The 15170-nt window shown below is 68.4% G+C and carries 17 protein-coding genes; 7 read left to right on the top strand and 10 right to left on the bottom strand.

The features are described 5' to 3' along the window. Nucleotide 1 precedes the first annotated feature (1 nt). Entirely contained in the window at nucleotides 2-526 is a 525-nt protein-coding gene (locus ACJMKZ_RS14235; RefSeq protein WP_405233865.1) for an ExbD/TolR family protein, read from the top strand. A 10-nt stretch (nucleotides 527-536) separates the two neighbouring features. Further along, nucleotides 537-1484, top strand: a complete 948-nt coding sequence (locus ACJMKZ_RS14230; RefSeq protein WP_405233864.1) for an AgmX/PglI C-terminal domain-containing protein — start codon at nucleotides 537-539, stop codon at nucleotides 1482-1484. 144 nt (nucleotides 1485-1628) lie between these two features. Here the strand turns inward: ACJMKZ_RS14230 and ACJMKZ_RS14225 are convergent, their stop codons facing one another. The 8 genes from ACJMKZ_RS14225 to ACJMKZ_RS14190 all read right to left on the bottom strand — a co-directional run bounded on the left by ACJMKZ_RS14225 (nucleotide 1629) and on the right by ACJMKZ_RS14190 (nucleotide 9609). Then, on the bottom strand, nucleotides 1629-2531 hold the full coding sequence (locus ACJMKZ_RS14225; protein WP_405233863.1) for a radical SAM protein: 903 nt from the start codon (nucleotides 2529-2531) through the stop codon (nucleotides 1629-1631). Beyond that, the gene (locus ACJMKZ_RS14220; protein ID WP_405233862.1) at nucleotides 2524-2919 is read right to left on the bottom strand and encodes a hypothetical protein; all 396 of its coding nucleotides are present in this window, start codon (nucleotides 2917-2919) and stop codon (nucleotides 2524-2526) included. The genes ACJMKZ_RS14225 and ACJMKZ_RS14220 overlap by 8 nt, the downstream gene beginning before the upstream one ends. Beyond that, nucleotides 2916-3626 (bottom strand): glycosyltransferase, encoded by a 711-nt coding sequence (locus ACJMKZ_RS14215; RefSeq protein WP_405233861.1) that lies wholly within the window; start codon nucleotides 3624-3626, stop codon nucleotides 2916-2918. Before ACJMKZ_RS14215 ends, ACJMKZ_RS14220 begins: the two co-directional genes overlap by 4 nt. Further along, a complete protein-coding gene (locus ACJMKZ_RS14210; RefSeq protein ID WP_405233860.1) occupies nucleotides 3623-5080 on the bottom strand; it encodes a dihydrolipoyl dehydrogenase family protein in 1458 nt (485 codons plus the stop codon). Before ACJMKZ_RS14210 ends, ACJMKZ_RS14215 begins: the two co-directional genes overlap by 4 nt. Then, nucleotides 5077-5784 (bottom strand): TVP38/TMEM64 family protein, encoded by a 708-nt coding sequence (locus ACJMKZ_RS14205; protein WP_405233859.1) that lies wholly within the window; start codon nucleotides 5782-5784, stop codon nucleotides 5077-5079. The genes ACJMKZ_RS14210 and ACJMKZ_RS14205 overlap by 4 nt, the downstream gene beginning before the upstream one ends. Continuing rightward, the gene (locus ACJMKZ_RS14200) at nucleotides 5781-6473 is read right to left on the bottom strand and encodes a TIGR04282 family arsenosugar biosynthesis glycosyltransferase (RefSeq protein WP_405233858.1); all 693 of its coding nucleotides are present in this window, start codon (nucleotides 6471-6473) and stop codon (nucleotides 5781-5783) included. The genes ACJMKZ_RS14205 and ACJMKZ_RS14200 overlap by 4 nt, the downstream gene beginning before the upstream one ends. A 118-nt stretch (nucleotides 6474-6591) precedes the next feature. Next, the gene (locus ACJMKZ_RS14195) at nucleotides 6592-9033 is read right to left on the bottom strand and encodes a TonB-dependent receptor (protein WP_405233857.1); all 2442 of its coding nucleotides are present in this window, start codon (nucleotides 9031-9033) and stop codon (nucleotides 6592-6594) included. Between the two features lie 237 nt (nucleotides 9034-9270). Further along, entirely contained in the window at nucleotides 9271-9609 is a 339-nt protein-coding gene (locus ACJMKZ_RS14190) for a P-II family nitrogen regulator (RefSeq protein WP_405233856.1), read from the bottom strand. Nucleotides 9610-9674: 65 nt separating this feature from the next. On the opposite strand from ACJMKZ_RS14190, the gene ACJMKZ_RS14185 reads away from it, so the two are divergent. Beyond that, nucleotides 9675-10487 carry an NUDIX hydrolase gene (locus ACJMKZ_RS14185; RefSeq protein WP_405233855.1) on the top strand — a complete coding sequence of 271 codons (813 nt, stop codon included), beginning with the start codon at nucleotides 9675-9677 and terminating at the stop codon, nucleotides 10485-10487. After that, entirely contained in the window at nucleotides 10484-11317 is an 834-nt protein-coding gene (locus ACJMKZ_RS14180; RefSeq protein WP_405233854.1) for an MBL fold metallo-hydrolase, read from the top strand. The genes ACJMKZ_RS14185 and ACJMKZ_RS14180 overlap by 4 nt, the downstream gene beginning before the upstream one ends. A 25-nt stretch (nucleotides 11318-11342) precedes the next feature. Here ACJMKZ_RS14180 and ACJMKZ_RS14175 read toward each other — a convergent pair whose 3' ends face one another. Continuing rightward, entirely contained in the window at nucleotides 11343-11711 is a 369-nt protein-coding gene (locus ACJMKZ_RS14175) for a (2Fe-2S) ferredoxin domain-containing protein (RefSeq protein ID WP_405234172.1), read from the bottom strand. 198 nt (nucleotides 11712-11909) lie between these two features. On the opposite strand from ACJMKZ_RS14175, the gene ACJMKZ_RS14170 reads away from it, so the two are divergent. The 3 genes from ACJMKZ_RS14170 (at nucleotide 11910) to ACJMKZ_RS14160 (ending at nucleotide 13947) form a co-directional block, all read left to right on the top strand. Further along, complete coding sequence (locus tag ACJMKZ_RS14170; RefSeq protein WP_405233853.1) at nucleotides 11910-12506, top strand: malonic semialdehyde reductase; 597 nt, start codon at nucleotides 11910-11912, stop codon at nucleotides 12504-12506. A gap of 90 nt (nucleotides 12507-12596) precedes the next feature. Further along, on the top strand, nucleotides 12597-13469 hold the full coding sequence (locus ACJMKZ_RS14165; RefSeq protein WP_405233852.1) for an HDOD domain-containing protein: 873 nt from the start codon (nucleotides 12597-12599) through the stop codon (nucleotides 13467-13469). A 13-nt stretch (nucleotides 13470-13482) separates the two neighbouring features. Beyond that, nucleotides 13483-13947: an NUDIX domain-containing protein gene (locus ACJMKZ_RS14160; protein WP_405233851.1), complete on the top strand. Its 465-nt coding sequence runs from the start codon at nucleotides 13483-13485 to the stop codon at nucleotides 13945-13947. A gap of 32 nt (nucleotides 13948-13979) precedes the next feature. Here the strand turns inward: ACJMKZ_RS14160 and ACJMKZ_RS14155 are convergent, their stop codons facing one another. Continuing rightward, nucleotides 13980-15167 (bottom strand): CaiB/BaiF CoA transferase family protein, encoded by a 1188-nt coding sequence (locus ACJMKZ_RS14155; RefSeq protein ID WP_405233850.1) that lies wholly within the window; start codon nucleotides 15165-15167, stop codon nucleotides 13980-13982. Between the last annotated feature and the right edge of the window lie 3 nt (nucleotides 15168-15170).

Genomic DNA, 15170 nt, shown 5'->3' with positions numbered 1-15170 from the left:
GATGCATTCCGATCGCGCCAAACGCATGGACCGGCGCCACAAGCGCTATAAGGACTCGAAGGGCCTCAACCTGGTTTCGTTGATGGACATCTTCACCATTCTCGTGTTCTTCCTGCTGGTGAACTCCAGCGAGGTGGAGGTGTTGCCGAACGCCAGGGACGTACAGCTACCGGAATCCATCGCCGAGGAGAAGGCGGAAGAGACGGTGGTGATCCTCGTCTCAGAGACGGAGATCCTCGTGCAGGGAACGCCGGTGATCACGATCGAGGAGGCCATGGCGCAGAAGGAGCACGTGATCGCGCCGTTGAAAGCGGCCCTCCAGTCACAGAACGACCGCGTACTGAGGAAAACGGCGGAAGAGGATATCGCCCAGCGTCAGGTCACGATCATGGGTGACCGGGACATCTCCTACAGTCTGCTGAAGCGGGTGATGCGTACGTGCAGCGATGCGGACTATGGCCGCATCTCGCTGGCGGTGCTGCAGAAGCCGTCCGAACAACTCGCCATGGTGGGCGAGGGCGCCTGAGGGGACGGACTTGGATATACCGTTCTACAGAGAGTACGAGCTCCCCTGGTCCGTCTCGACGGAGCAGGAGCGGCGCTTCCGGCGCATCCTGGCGGCCGTGGGTGGCACCCTGTTGTTGCTGGCCCTCGTCTGGCCCTGGCTGCCGGTGCCGGAGCGCGATCCGTTCGAGGCGGAGGAGATCCCCGAGCGTTTCGTCGAGCTGATGATGGAGGAGCGCACGCCGCCCCCGCCTCCGCCCAGGGTGGAGGAGAAGACCGAGGAGCCGGAGCCCGTGGTGGCCGAGGAGACGGTCCCCGAAAAGGTGGTCGCGGAGCCCCAACCGGAGCCGGAGCCGGTCGACCGGGTGGAGCAGGCACGGGAGAAAGCCTCGGTGGCGGGTCTGCTGCCCTTCGCGGACGAGCTCGCTGATTTACGCGACAACGAGGCGGTGGCCGCGGTCAAGTCGGACAAGGAGCTGACCGGATCGGTCGGCAGCGGACCCAGTAACGTACGTTCGCTGGTCACGTCCAACGTGGCCGGCGGCAGCGGCGGCATCAATACGGCTTCGCTGTCGCGCAATACCGGCGGCAGTGGACTCGCCGCGCGGGACACCACCAGGGTGGAGAGCCCGGTCGCCGGCGTCGGCCGCGGCGGTGGCGAGGCGCGCCGGACCGGCGACAGTGGCAAGGCGTCGCGCAGTCGGGAAGAGATCGAGCTGGTCTTCGACCGCAACAAGGGCGCGATCTATGCGCTGTACAACCGTGCGCTGCGCCGCGACCCCACGCTGCAGGGCAAGCTGGTGCTGAGGCTGACCATCGCCCCGTCGGGTGCGGTAACGGCCTGCGAGATCGTCTCCAGCGACCTCGGCGACGATGAACTCGAACGCAAGCTCGTCCAGCGCGTCAAACTCTTCCGCTTCGACGCGAAAGACGTGGAACCCGTCACGACCACAAAACCGATCGACTTCTTCCCCGCCTAGCAAGGCCTAGCACGTCTAGCACGTGCCGGACCGAACTTTTGCAACTTTTTGAACTTGTTGTCCTGCGATTCAGACAGCCGCCCGACGCGCAAACGTCGAAACGCAAAAAAGTTGCAAAAGTTCGGTCCGGCACCTTCAGCACCTTCAGGATTCGCTGCAGGAGGCGCCGTAGGCGAAGCAGCTATAGCAGCGGTGGTGGCGCAGGAAGACGCGCCGGTCGGCCTCCGCCAGGCTGCCACCCAGATCGTAGTCTTCGTCGTCGTCCACCAGCGTGCAGGCGTACACTCGCATCCTGCCCGCTTTCTTGATCACCATGCGGGAATATGCGCACATGAAGCCGCGCCGGGATTCCTCCGTGTGATAACGGGTCATGCAGTCCTCGGTGATCTCCGGGACGTCGAAGGCGCTGCCGGGCGTGCCGAAATCCGGGAATGATACGATGCGGGTGTTCCGGTCGATACCGTTGGCGGCGAACAATTTGCGGAAGACTTCGTCTGCCGCGGAGCTGTCTTCGTCCTTCTCTGCCTGGCGCGCCATCGAGACGGCAAAACCGAGCGCGGCAAGGGACCGTATGCCCTCCAGCGCCTGATCGAAGGTGCCGGCGCCGCGACCCGCATCGTGACGATCCCGCTCCGGCCAGTCGATGCTGACGCGGAACGAGATCGGGTGCTTGCATTCCCGCAGGCTCCCGATCTGCGGCAGCCGCTTCAGCACCGGCTCGGTGCCGTTGGTCAGTACCAGGCAGGGGCGCAACGACGCCGCAGCCCGGAGGATGCGCACGAAGTCCTTGACGATGAACGGCTCGCCGCCCGTAAACGAGAACTGCCTCACCCCCCGGTCGCACGCCTCCGCCATCAACGGCTGCACGTCCTCCAGCGTGATCCGGTCGAGCCTCGTGTCGCCCGGCTTCGACCCCTCCAGGCAAAACGGGCAGGCCAGGTTGCAGGCTGTGCCGGTATGAAACCAGAGTTCGTCGAGAGCATGCGCATCGATATAGCCTCGCGGCTCGCCGGCTCTCGTCCGGTAAAGGGACGGGCGTTCAGTCATCGACGAGGCTCAGCGTCTCCAGCATGGTCTCCAGCGCTTCGTCCTCCTCGCCCGCGTGTTCCAGCGAACAGTTATAGGTGAGGAAAAGCGCCAGAGTACCCGCCCGCAGGAACCACTGGCGCACGAGGACGCTCTCGCCCTCGATCTCGTAGCGGTAGCCCCGGAATTCGCCGCATTCCACGGCCTCGACACTGGCGCCTTCCTCCGGGTGCTGGGCCGCGAAGCCCTGCAGGTCCTCGTCCGTGACCGGATCGTCCTTGCGCGCCGCGCTTACGCGCAGCGCGCCGGCGCCCTCGGGGTGATAGAGCACTTCGGCGTCGTCCTCGCTGCGGCCGGTCCAGCCGGGAGCGAGCCTGAGCGCCCAGGAATTGCCAGCGTAGATGGTCATGATCGTGTCTGCCGGTTAACCCGGTTCTCCTTGCGATTATCGTAGATGCGCGCCAGCCGGCGCGGGGAAAACCCCATAGCATAGCCCAAAGCGAGCATGCGGTTGCTCAGCGTGCGGCGTATCCAGCCATCCCGCTCCCAGCGCCGGGGTGAGACGCCGAGCGGCGAGGGCAGGCCCACGAAGAGGCCCCGGCCCCGCGCGCGCCGGACCAGACGGACCTCCTCGAACAGCGGTTCGTCGGGGAAGCCGCCGCAGTCCAGATAGACGTCGCGCCGGAAGAACAGCCCCTGGTCGCCGTAGGGGATGCCCAGGCGGGCGCGGATGTTGATCAGCGCGGCCAGCAGCCGGCGTCCGGCCGTCTGCGGGCCCCGGAAGCGGAAGCGGAAATAGCCGCCCACTGCGCCTTGGCCGCCGGCCTCGCGGATCCGCGCGACCGACCCTGGGCAGGGCAGTGCGTCGGCGTGCAGGAACCACAACCAGTCGGCCCGCGCCGCCAGCGCACCCGCGTGCTGCTGAGGGCCACGGCCCGCCCGGGCGGTCAGGCACCGCGCCCCCGCCTCCGCGCAGATACGCCCGATGGCCGCGTCGTCGCCCGCGCTCACCACGATCGTCTCGTCCGGCTCGTCGCCCAGCTGGCCGAGCAACTCTGCCAGCGGTCCCGCATCTCCACGGACGGGGACGATTACGGCGACGCGCTCGCCACTCACCCGCGGAGCCTGAGCCAGAACCGGAACAACCTCGCGACGAACGGCGTGAGCCGGCTGCGGTTCCACGCGTCGGCGAGGCGCCGCAGGTACTCGGCGCGAGTAGGATAGGCGAAGACGGCAGGGTCCAGCGCGCCCAGTCCCTCGCCGCGGGCCAGCAGGATCGACAGCGGCGCTATCTGCTCGCCGGCGTCGCTGCCCACCAGCGTCGCCGAGAGTATCCGGTCGCCGCCTTTCTCCGTCAGTACCCGCGCGAAACCCGTCGTATCGCCGGTGGCGCGGCCCCGGTCGAGCTCGCCCCACTCGACCTCGTAGACGTCGAATGCTTCCTCCGCGAGTTCCGTCTCCTCCGCGCCGACGTGGGCGACTTCGGGCTGGGTGTAGACGCAGCGGGTCACATGGCGGGCATCCATCGTGCCGCTGCCCGGGAACAGCGCATTGCGGATGACGACCCTGGCCTGGCGGTCCGCATTGCTCGTGTAGCGCTGCCGCGAGGCCACATCGCCGATCGCGTAGACGGCGCGATTCGACGTGCGCAGCCGCTCGTCGACGTGGATTCCGTCCCGCGCGTCGTAGTCCACGCCGGCCGCTTCCAGGTCCAGGCCCTCGATGTTGGGCTGACGGCCAAGGGCGACCAGCAGCGCGTCCGCCTCGGCCGTGACGTCACCGGCACGCACCGTCACCGTACCGTCCTGCTGCCGGACCGACTCGACCGCGGCGCCGAAGTGGCAGTGCACGCGGTCTTGCCTGAGCCGGGCGGCGACGAGTTCGCCGGCGGCGGGAATCTCCGCCGGCAGCGGCCGCTCGGCCGCCTCGAACAGGTGCACCTCGGTGCCGAGCAGCGCCATCGCCTGCGCGAGTTCCGAACCGACGGCGCCGGCGCCGAGGATCGCCAGCCGGCGGGGCTGCTCGCGCAGGTCGAAGAAGGTTTCGTTGGTCAGCGGTTCGGCTTCGGCCAGGCCCTCGATGGACGGCATGGCGGCGCGGCTGCCGGTGGCGACCACCACCGAGCGCGCACGCAGGCGGGCATCGCCCACGGACACGGTGTGGCCGTCGATGAATCGGGCCTCGCCGAGGAAGACGTCCACGCCCGCCTCGCTGTAGCGCTCCACCGAATCGTGATGGGCGATTCCCGCGCGCACCGAGCGCAGCCAGGCGAAGGCCTCGTCGAAGTCCGGCTGCTCGCCGCCGCTCGCGCGGCGCCGCTTCGCCATGGCCAGCAGGGCCTTGGAGGGGATGCAGCCCGCGTTCAGGCAGTCGCCGCCCATCGCGTGGCGCTCGACCAGCGCCACTCTGGCACCGAGTCCCGCGGCGCCGATGGCCGTGACGAGCCCGCCGGGACCCGCCCCGATCACCACCAGGTGGTAGCGGTCAGCCGGTACAGGATTGCGGTAGTCCGCCGGGAAGACGAGGCTGCGCCATTCCCGGTCCGCCGCTGCGCCCGGATAGCCGCTCATGACTGGGCCTCCTCGGCCCGGGCAAGTTCCGTGCGCAGCGCGCGGGTGGCGAACCGGGTCACCAGTACCGTCACCAAGGCCGTGGCGCCGAGGCCGGCGAAGAACAGGATATCGCCGGCCGCCCCCGTGCCGAAGTCTCCGGCCAGCAGGGCTGCGAGGTCCTGAGCCGCCGAGCCGATGTACACGTAGAGGATGGTTGCGGGGAGCATGCCGATCCAGGAGGCCAGCACATAGTGCACGGTCTTCACGCCGGTCAGGCTCAGGAAATAGTTCAGCGCGTTGAAGGGGAACACGGGCGAGAGCCTGAGCAGCATGACGATCAGGAAACCGCGGTCCTCCGTGGCCCGGTCCACCGCGGCAAGGCGCCGGTCGGTGCCCACTTTGCGGCGCACCCAGTCCCGGCCGAGCCCCCGGCCTACCAGGAACGCCGCCGTCGCGCCGGCCACGCTGGAGATGCTGACCACGACGGTGCCGACCACGACCCCGAACAGGAATCCTGCCGCCACGGTGAGGATGGAACCGGGGATCAGGAAGACCGTGGCCACCACGTAGGTGGCGAAGAACGCCAGCCCCGCGGTCTCGCGGTGCGCTCCGATCCAGCCGATCACCGCTTCCAGCCAGCGGCCGACCGGCAGCGCATAGACCGCCACGCCGAGCGCCAGCAGGCCGGCCACAAGTATCAGTATGCGTATGCGTGAATTCACTGTCCGTCCTGCCGTTGTCCGTGTTCCTGTGGCCGCAGCCAGTCCTCCAGCCAGTCCCGCAGCCGCTGCCGCGCCGGCCGCGCGTCGTCGCCGAGCGCGGCGGCCAGCGTCCCGAGGTCTGCCGCCCGGTCGACGTCCGGCCAGCGCCCGAGCCAGCGCACCCGCAGGCCTGCGGCCTCGCAGGCGCCGGCCAGTGCCTGCGCCAGCCGCTCCGTGCTCCAGGGCAGCCCGGCCAGCGGCGGCCATCCCGGGCCGGTGCCCATGAATACCACGCCGCCGTCTTCCGCAGCGCCCAGCACCACGTCTGCCTCGTCCAGGGCGTTTGCCGCGGCCGTCAGTGCCGGGACGCCGAGGAGCGGGCAGTCGATGCCCATGTAGAGCCGCCTCCGATAACCTTCGTCGCGGAGCCGCAGGTCGATGTCGTCCAAACGCTCGCCGAGATTGCCGCCTCGCTGGAACAGTATGCATGAGCGCTCCAGGCCGAGCCCCGCGGCCCAGTCGCCGTCGCCGGGCTCGGCGGGGGAGAGCACGACGCTGCCCGGCCATCCCGCCAGGTCCTCCAGCGCACAGTCCAGCAGCCGGGCGGCCAGCTCCGCGGTGCGCCGCTCGCCCAGCACGGGCACGAGCCGCTGCTTGGAGCGCTCGGGCGGCTTGCAGAACAGCACGAGAGCGTCTTGTTCCCTGACCATCGTGTTTCCAGACTGACGTTTCCATCTAAGGAAGACCAGCCCGCGCGGCCCGAATATTTCAGACGGGTGAGGAAAAGCCCCCGCCGCGGACGACGGGGGCCGGAACGAGGCCGGCGGATCAGCTGCCGCCGAAGGAGTAGCTGACCTCCAGGCCGATCTGACGTCCGCGCCTGAGCGTGGTGAAGAAGGCGCGCGGCGAACCGGTGGCCGCACCCGGCACGAACGAGGCCGTGTTCAGCGAGAAGCCCGGCGAGATGTACGGGATCGCCAGCCAGCGCGTGGCGATGATCACCGAATCCTCGTCGAACAGATTGCGCACGAAGCCCGAGACCCGCCAGGTCGGCGTCTGGTAGCCGACCCGCAGACCCGCGAGCGTTGCGCCCGGTGCGTAGGCCAGGTTATGCACCTGCACGTACTTCTTCGATTCGTAGGTGACGTCGCCGGTGACGAACCACTCGTTCGAGCCCCCGGCCGGCAGATACCAGTTGAAGAAGGCGCTCGCCTGGTGCCTGGAGGAGATCGGGAACTGCTTGCCCTCGATGGAGCAGTCGCCGTTGCCCGTGAAGTCTGCGCTAACGGTCTCGCCGCCGGGCTGCAATTCGCCGCCGCCGCTGGTGAGCGTCCACTGGAAGTCGTCGCAGCCCTCGGTGAACTCGGAGTCGGCCAGCGCGTAGGTCAGGCCGACGTCGAGCTGATCCGTGACGTTCGCGCGCACGTCCAGCTCGAGGCCGACGACCTCGCCCGAGCCCTGGTTGGTGGCGATGGATGTGAGCGCGGAACCACTCTCGTTCGGCACCGGCGTCGTCAGCTGAATGTCCTGCGCGTCGATGAAGAACGCTGCCGCGGAGAACTGCACCCGCCCGTCGTTCAGGCTGGATTTCAGGCCCAGCTCGTAGTTCCAGGCCTCTTCCTGCTCGTAGGTCGGGTTGCCGTTGATCTCGCCGGGGGACCCGTTGAATCCGCCCGGCTTGACGCCCTTGGCCACCACACCGTAGACGAGGGTATCCTCGGTGATCTGGTAGTCCACCGTCGCGCGCGGCGTGAAGTTGGACCACTCGTCTCGATCGCTGAATCCGGCGGAGTCCCAGAGCTGCTTGGTCTCGTTCGCATACCGTCCCTCCAGCGTGGCGGTGAGCCGGTCGCTGAAGTCGTACTCGATGTAGCCGAAATACGCCTCGTTACGGGTGTCCGAGATGTCGATAACCGGCCCGCCGTCGGGATCGGCGAACGTGATGTCGCTGCCGTCCAGTTGCTGGGAGTAGAAGAAGCCGCCCACGAGCCAGCGGAAGGCGCGGTCGACCGGCGAGGCGAAGCGCAGCTCCACCGAATAGTCATCGACCTCGTCCTTGTTCGTGTTGGCGAAGAAAGCCTCGGTCAGGCCGCTGGGCAGCGGCGCGAAGAAGAAGTTCACCGACGTGTGGTCGCTGTCGTAGCCGGTCTTCACCTCGTCCGTGCGGAAGGCGGTGGACGCGGTCAGCTCGTAGCCCGGGCCGATGGTCCAGTCGGCGAGCAGGCTCACCAGCGTCTGCTCGCGTTCCAGGCCGTCGAAGGCCGTACCGTCGTTGCCTGAGTAGATGTCGCCGAAGAAGGTGGAGCCCGGCGGTATGCCCGGCACGGTCGGGCTAGGGCCGGAGATCGCGTCCGTGTTCAGCGCCACCTGACCGGGATTGATCTGGCCGCAGTAGTACTGGTTGTTATTGGTGCTGCCGCTGAAGGCCCAGGACGCCATGGAGCGGAATCCCGGGAAGCAGTTGTTGGACTCGGCCGGCTGCAGGAAGATCGGCGGCGGCCCGTCGTCGTCGTCGTTGAACTGCACCCGCGTGCGCAGCCGGAAGGTATCGGTGGGGGTCCAGTTGAGCACGCCGCTGATCGAGCGCGAGGACTCGTCGCCCACCGTGCCGCCGGTGACGGTGTTGGTCCACTCGCCGTCGTAGTCGTAGGCGCGCGCGGTCAGGCTGCCGCCGAGGACGTCGCGGAAGATCGGCCCGGACACCGTGGCCCGGAACTCGGTCTCGCCGTCGCTGGCGGTCAGCGCCTTCGCGTCAACGCGGAATTCGTCGCCGGGGCTGCGGGTCACGAAGTTGATGGCGCCGGAATAGGTGTTACGGCCGTAGAGCGCGCTCTGGGGCCCCTTGATGACCTCGACCCGCTCCAGGTCTCCCAGGTCCAGGTTCTGGATGTCGCCGGGGTAGTAGACGCCGTCGACGAAGTAGGCCGCACCGGCCTCGACGCCGAACTGCACGCCCGCGAGCACGTTACTGAGGCCGCGGATGACCGGTCGTTCCGTGGCGCGACCGAAGGCTTTCGAAAAGCTCAGGCCCGGCGTGAATCGGGACACGTCGTCGATGGACTGCAACCCCCGGTTCTCGATGGTCTGCGCGTCGAAGGCGGATACCGCGATCGGGATCTCCTGCAGCGACTCCTCGCGCTTCCTGGCGGTAACCACAATCTCTTCTATGGCGAGTCCCGCGCCCTCCTGGGCGAGGCTGCCGGCGGGATAGCCGAGACCGGCCAGTGAGACGGCACAAGCCCCCAGCGCCGTCGATAGCAGTATCCTCATGAGTGTCCCCTCCGGTGGTAGATGTCGCGGCGCGGCGTTTCTGCAACACGCCGTCGATGACCCGGTTCTTTTTCCATGGGGTCGAATCGAGAATAGCCGATTGTATACAGGCTGGACAACGATTTTGCGCGAATCGGCGCCCGGGCGGGCATCGAACGGGCCGCGGCCCGGTTGCTTTGTTGCAGATTGCATACAATCTGCAGGAGCGAAGGCCGCCGGAGGGCGGCGGCCGGCAGGTCAGATCGCCTGCTCGCCGGACTCGCCGGTGCGGATGCGAATCACCTGGTCGAGATCCTCGACGAAGATCTTGCCGTCGCCCACCTTGCCGGTCCGGGCGGCGTCGCAGATGGCTTCCACCACCCGCTCGGCCATGTCGTCGCCTACGGCCACCTCGATCTTCGCCTTGGGCAGGAAATCCACCACGTACTCCGCGCCCCGGTAGAGTTCGGTGTGGCCGCGCTGGCGGCCGAAGCCCTTGACCTCGGTGACGGTCATGCCCTGGATACCGACTTCGGCCAGGGCGTTGCGGACGTCGTCGAGTCGGAACGGCTTGATGATCGCGGTGATCAGCTTCATCGGATTTTTCTCGCTGTGGCCTGCTCGCGGTATCCTACCAACCGATGCCCACGGAGAACACAGACTTGCGGAAAACCGAAGCGGCCGCGCGGCCCGTCGACTCCGCGACCGTGATGCTGGTGCGCGACGGCGCCGACGGCGTGGAAGTGTTCATGATGCAGCGCCATGGCAAGGCCGACTTCGGCGGCGCCTGGGTGTTTCCGGGAGGAGTCGCCGCCGCCACGGACGAGGAGACTGACCTGGAGGCCGTCTGCACGGGCCTCGACGACGCCGCCGCGAGTGCGCAGCTGGGGCTGGAGGCCGGTGGGCTGCGCTTCTGGGTCGCCGGTATTCGCGAGACGTTCGAGGAGAGCGGCTATCTGCTCGCCAGCGATGCCGCCGGTCGCTACGTCGACCCGGGCGCGGCCGGGCGAGAGGCCGACTTCGCCCGCTACCGGGTGGAACTGGACGCCGGGCGCATGAGCGCCCTGGAGCTCTGCCACCGGGAAGGCCTGAGGCTCGCCTGCGACCGCATGCACTACGTGAGCTTCTGGACCACGCCGAAGGTGCTGCCGCGGCGCTATGCCACGCGCTTCTTCGTCGCCGGCGTGCCGCCGGGACAGCACGGCGTGCACGACGGCCGCGAGACCGTCGAGAGCCTGTGGATCCGGCCCTGCGATGCGCTGGAGCCCGCCATGCGCAAGCGGCTCCGGCTGCATCCGCCGACGGTCTCCAATCTCTCGCTGATCCGGGACTTCCGGACGACCGGCGACCTGCTGGACGCGATGGCGGCGCGGGACAAGTCCTCGATCGAGGAAATCCTGCCGAGGGTGGTCGTCGGCGAGGACGGCCACCGCGTGCTCATGCCCTGGGACGACGGCTACGCGGAGGCCGGATGAGCGGACTCGTCGCCGGCCGGCTGGAGCGCGTATCGCCGCTGGTATCGCGCCTCATCGCGCCCAACGCGGGGATGATGACCGGGCCGGGCACCAATACCTACCTGATCGGCACGGAAGAGGTCTCCGTGATCGATCCCGGTCCCGCGGACGAGGCCCATATCGAGCTGATCATGCAGGCGGCGGGCGAGCGGCTGCGCCGGGTGCTGGCCACCCACACCCACCGGGATCACTCGCCGGGTGCGACGCTGCTGGCCGAGCGCACGGGCGCAGAACTGCTCGGCATGCCGCCGCCGCCGACCCCGGAGAACGATCGCGCCTTCAGCCCGGACCGGGCGATCTCCCACGGCCAGCGCATCGCCTGCGGCGAGTACACGCTGGAGGTCATCCACACGCCGGGACACGCCTCCAACCACGCCTGCTACCTGCTGACCGACGAGAGTCTGGTGTTCACCGGCGACCACATCATGAACGGCTCGACGGTGGTGATCGCGCCGCCCGACGGCAACATGGCCCAGTACCTGCGCTCCCTGGAACTGCTGAAGACCTACGGCCTCGCGCGCATCGCGCCCGGGCACGGCGAGATGCTGGAGGCGCCGGATGCGGTGGTGGACTGGATCATCGCCCACCGCAACGAGCGCGAGGCGAAGGTGCTGGAGCGCCTGGCCCGTATCGAGCCCTGCGAAATCGATGCGCTGCTGGCCGAGGTGTACGACGAGGTGGATCCGAGGCTGCTGCCGCTGGCCAGGTATTCCCTGCGTGCCCATCTGGGCAAGCTGGAGGAAGAGGGCAGGGTGCGGGAGGAGGACGGCCGCTGGCAGCACGCCGGCTGAGCCGCGCGCCGGTTACCCGTTGCTATTACTCGTCGTCGGCCTCGTCCCCGTCCAGCGGGGCGACCGTAATCAGATTCTCCTCGACCAGTTCGCCACCCACGAGATGGCGCTGGATGATCTCCTCGAGGACCGCGGGCGTGCAGCCGTGATACCAGGCCCCCTCCGGATAGACGACGGCGACCGGACCGTCGCGGCAGATGCGCAGGCAGTTCGCCTTGGTACGGTAGACGCCGCCGCGGCCAACCAGCCCCAGCTCCTGCAGGCGGGATTTCAGGAAGGTCCAGGACTGCAGGGATTGCTTGCGGTCGCAGCACTTCGGCTCGGTCTGGTCGCAGCACAGGAAGATGTGCCGGCGGACGTTGCCGACACCCAGGTTGCGCGCGATGCGGCGCAGCTTCCTCGTCTCCTGATCGCTCACTCGGCTGGTCCGGATCTCCGTGCTGGGCCGGCGCGCCGCGCCGGCCGCATCGGACTATGGCAAAGAGGTCCGGCCGGGGCAAGCTGGTCCCGTCGGCACGAGCCCCCTGCAGGAAGCGCTCATCTGTGTTTAGATGATCCGTTGTCGACGGCACAGGAGAGAGGCAAGACTGCAATGGGTGACGGAGCAATAGACGACGCCGCGCTGGACCGCATATTCCGCGAGGCGCGGACCCACAACGCCTGGCAGGACAGGCCGGTGCACGAGGCCGACCTGCGGACCCTGTATGATCTCATGAAGTTCGGCCCCACCAGCGCGAACTGCTGCCCGGCGCGTATCCTGTTCCTCACCAGCGCCGGGGCGAAGGAGCGGCTGCGACCGCACCTGATCGAGGGCAACGTGGACAAGACCATGGCCGCGCCCGCCACGGCGATCATCGGCTATGACACGTTGTTCTACGAGAAGATCCCCCAACTCTTCCCGCACAACCCGGGTGCACGGGACTGGTTCGCCGGCGAGGAGAAGACGGGCAACGTCACCGCGTTTCGCAACGGCACCCTGCAGGGCGGCTATTTCATCATCGCGGCACGGGCGCTCGGTCTGGACTGCGGTCCCATGTCCGGTTTCGACAACGAGGGCGTGGATCGGGAGTTCTGGCCGGACGGGCAGGTCAGGTCCAATTTCCTCTGCAATCTCGGCTACGGCGACCCCGATGCGCTGTTTCCGCGCAGCCCCCGGCTCGAATTCGAGGAGGCCTGCGAGGTCCTGTAGGGCATCCCGCGGGACGGCGGGCTAAAGTATCCGCCGGGGCGGCCGATAGCAGGGGTAGAACCCTGTTTAGAAACGGAAGGAAGCCCGTCGATGCAGCCTCAGCCCGCCGTCCAGGATGCCAAGTTCGCTTTCGTCCAGTCCCTGGCAGAGCACCTGTCCCGGGGAGACCTGGAGATCCCTTCGTTCCCGGACGTCGTGGTCCGCATCCGCCAGGCTCTGGCCGACGAGGACTGCAGCACGGCCGACCTGGTGAAGCTGCTCGGCGCCGAGCCGGCACTGGCGGCGCGGCTGCTGAAGATCGCCAATTCCGCGGCGCTGCGCCCCGGCACCCACGCGGTCACGGAGCTGAACATGGCCGTGACCCGTCTCGGCCAGAACATGGTGCGCAACACCGTGATGTCGTTCGGCCTGCAGCAGATGAGCGATGCCACCTCGCTGGAGGAGGCGCGTCCGTTCATGGAACGCACGTGGGACCGCTCCACCTATGTCGCAGCGCTGTGCTACGTGCTGGCCCGCAAGTTCACGCGTCTCAACGCGGACGAGGCCCTGCTCGCCGGGTTGATGCATGGCGTCGGCAAGCTCTACATCATCACCCAGGCGGAGCATCACCCGGACCTGTTCGCCAACACGGCCGAGCTGGAGGACATACTGGAGGAGTGGCACAGCGCCATTGGCAGCGCCATCCTGGAATCCTGGAGCTTCTCCGAGGAGATTTCCGCCGCGGTCTCGCGCTACCGGGAGACGGAGTACGAGCACGATGGAGACGCCGATCTCACCGACGTGCTCATCGTCTCCAGCCTGCTGGCCGACTTCTTCCGCGCTGACGTCGAGGATACGACCGAGGTACACCTGCAGCAGGTACCGGCCAGCGCCAAACTCGCGGTGGAAGCCACCGACTTCTTCGGCATCATGCGGGAGTCGGACGAGCACATCAGCTCGCTGCGCAAGGCGCTCGGCAAGTAGCGTCGCCGCGGCTGTGGCCGGAAGCCGCTGCCGCTACAATGCCGCCATGCCGTTCTACGAACATCCCCGCCCCGCGCTGACCGCGGACGTGGTCCTCATCGCGGCCCGGCCGGGGCCCTCGGTACTGCTGATCCGGCGCGGCAAGCCGCCCTACGAGGGGCGCTGGGCACTGCCCGGCGGCTTCGTCGAGATGGACGAGGATCTGGAGTCCGCGGCACGCCGTGAACTGGCGGAGGAGACCGGTCTCGAAGCCGGTCCGCTGGTGCAGGTGGGAGCCTTCGGCAGACCCGGCCGCGATCCCCGCGGACGGGTGGTCAGTGTGGCCTGGACCGGTCCTCCGGCGACGGACGAAGCGGCGCCGGAGGCGGCCAGCGATGCCGCGGAGGCCCGCTGGTTCCCGCTGGACGATCTGCCGGCACTCGCCTTCGACCACGGCGAGATCATCGCCGCGGCGCTGGAGCGCGGGGACCCCGCCTAGGGCCTGTCAAAGGGTCTTGTTAACGGGTCTGGTCAGATGACCTCGTCGTGGCGCAGCGACGCGATTTCCTGTTCGCTGTAGCCGAGCTCGGTCAGTATCTCGCTGGTATGTTCGCCCAGCAGCGGCGGCCGCTCGCGCATGCCGCTCGCGTTCGCCGACAGGCGCAGGGGCAGATCGGCCACCGGCACGTCCTTCGGCGCGCCGGGGAACGAGACCGGCTTCAGCACGCCCATGGCCCGGACCTGGGGGTGCTTAAGCGCTTCGGCAGGGCTCAGCACCGGCGCCGCCGGCAGGCCGGCCTTCGCCAGTGCGGCGAGCGCCTGTTTCGTGGTCTTGTCCCGGCACCAGTCCGCCATACGCTCGCAGATCAGGTCCCGGTTGTCGCCGCGGGACTGGTCGGTGTCGAAGCGGTTGTCGTGGTCCAGCCATTCGTTGGCGCCGACGAGTTCGGCCCAGCGCCGGAACAGGCCGTCGCCGACCACCTGCACCAGGATGTGACCGTCCCGGGTGGGGAACATGTCCGCCGGCGCCGCGTGCTGGGAACGGTTGCCGGCCGGCTGACGGCCCAGGTGCAGCGCGCCTTCCTCGGTCAGCGTCGTGCCGAATACGGCCAGCGCCGTGCCGAGCAGCGTCGCCTCGACGTGCTGGCCCTCGCCGGTCTCGCGCCGGTGCATCAGCGCCGCGAGCACGCCCATCGCCGAGAGCGCCGCGGTGGAAAAGTCCACCCAGGGTGCCGCCGCCTTGGAGGGCTCGCCCGGCGTGCCGCCGAACCACGCGGCGCCGGACATCGCCTGGCCGAGCCCGTCGAAACCGGGCCGGCCGGCCCAGGGGCCCTGGTCGCCGAAAGTGCTCTGATTGGCCACGATCACGTCCGGGCGGATCTTCCTGAGCGTGGCGTAATCGAGCCCGTAGCGCTTCAGGGCGGCGCCAGGCAGGTTCGCGACCACCACGTCCGCGGTGGCCACAAGCCGCTTGAGGATCTCGCGCCCTTCGGGCCGCGAGAAGTCCAGGGTCATGCCCCGCTTGTTGACCCCGGTCTGCAGGAACAGGGCGCCCTCGCCGGAGTCGGCCAGGGAGGCCAGGTAGCGGTCCTCGCCGCCGCCCACCTTCTCCACCCGGATGACCTCGGCGCCGAGGTGGCCCAGCAGCGTGGCGCAATAGGGTCCGGCGACGTAGCGGCCCAGGTCGACGACCCGTATGCCCTTGAGTATCGCGTCCATCGT

The organism is Lentisalinibacter salinarum (assembly GCF_040706555.1).
Classification (GTDB): Bacteria; Pseudomonadota; Gammaproteobacteria; order Steroidobacterales; family Woeseiaceae; genus Lentisalinibacter; species Lentisalinibacter salinarum.
Note: the sequence above shows the minus strand (reverse complement) of the source record. Positions and strands in the feature narration are given on the sequence as shown.

Coding starts and splice junctions, on each gene's coding strand:
- ACJMKZ_RS14235 (WP_405233865.1), top strand. CDS start 2: ATGCATTCCGATCGCGCCAAACGCATGGACCGGCGCCACAAGCGCTAT.
- ACJMKZ_RS14225 (WP_405233863.1), bottom strand. CDS start 2,531: ATGACTGAACGCCCGTCCCTTTACCGGACGAGAGCCGGCGAGCCGCGA.
- ACJMKZ_RS14220 (WP_405233862.1), bottom strand. CDS start 2,919: ATGACCATCTACGCTGGCAATTCCTGGGCGCTCAGGCTCGCTCCCGGC.
- ACJMKZ_RS14210 (WP_405233860.1), bottom strand. CDS start 5,080: ATGAGCGGCTATCCGGGCGCAGCGGCGGACCGGGAATGGCGCAGCCTC.
- ACJMKZ_RS14200 (WP_405233858.1), bottom strand. CDS start 6,473: ATGGTCAGGGAACAAGACGCTCTCGTGCTGTTCTGCAAGCCGCCCGAG.
- ACJMKZ_RS14195 (WP_405233857.1), bottom strand. CDS start 9,033: ATGAGGATACTGCTATCGACGGCGCTGGGGGCTTGTGCCGTCTCACTG.
- ACJMKZ_RS14190 (WP_405233856.1), bottom strand. CDS start 9,609: ATGAAGCTGATCACCGCGATCATCAAGCCGTTCCGACTCGACGACGTC.
- ACJMKZ_RS14180 (WP_405233854.1), top strand. CDS start 10,484: ATGAGCGGACTCGTCGCCGGCCGGCTGGAGCGCGTATCGCCGCTGGTA.
- ACJMKZ_RS14170 (WP_405233853.1), top strand. CDS start 11,910: ATGGGTGACGGAGCAATAGACGACGCCGCGCTGGACCGCATATTCCGC.
- ACJMKZ_RS14165 (WP_405233852.1), top strand. CDS start 12,597: ATGCAGCCTCAGCCCGCCGTCCAGGATGCCAAGTTCGCTTTCGTCCAG.
- ACJMKZ_RS14155 (WP_405233850.1), bottom strand. CDS start 15,167: ATGGACGCGATACTCAAGGGCATACGGGTCGTCGACCTGGGCCGCTAC.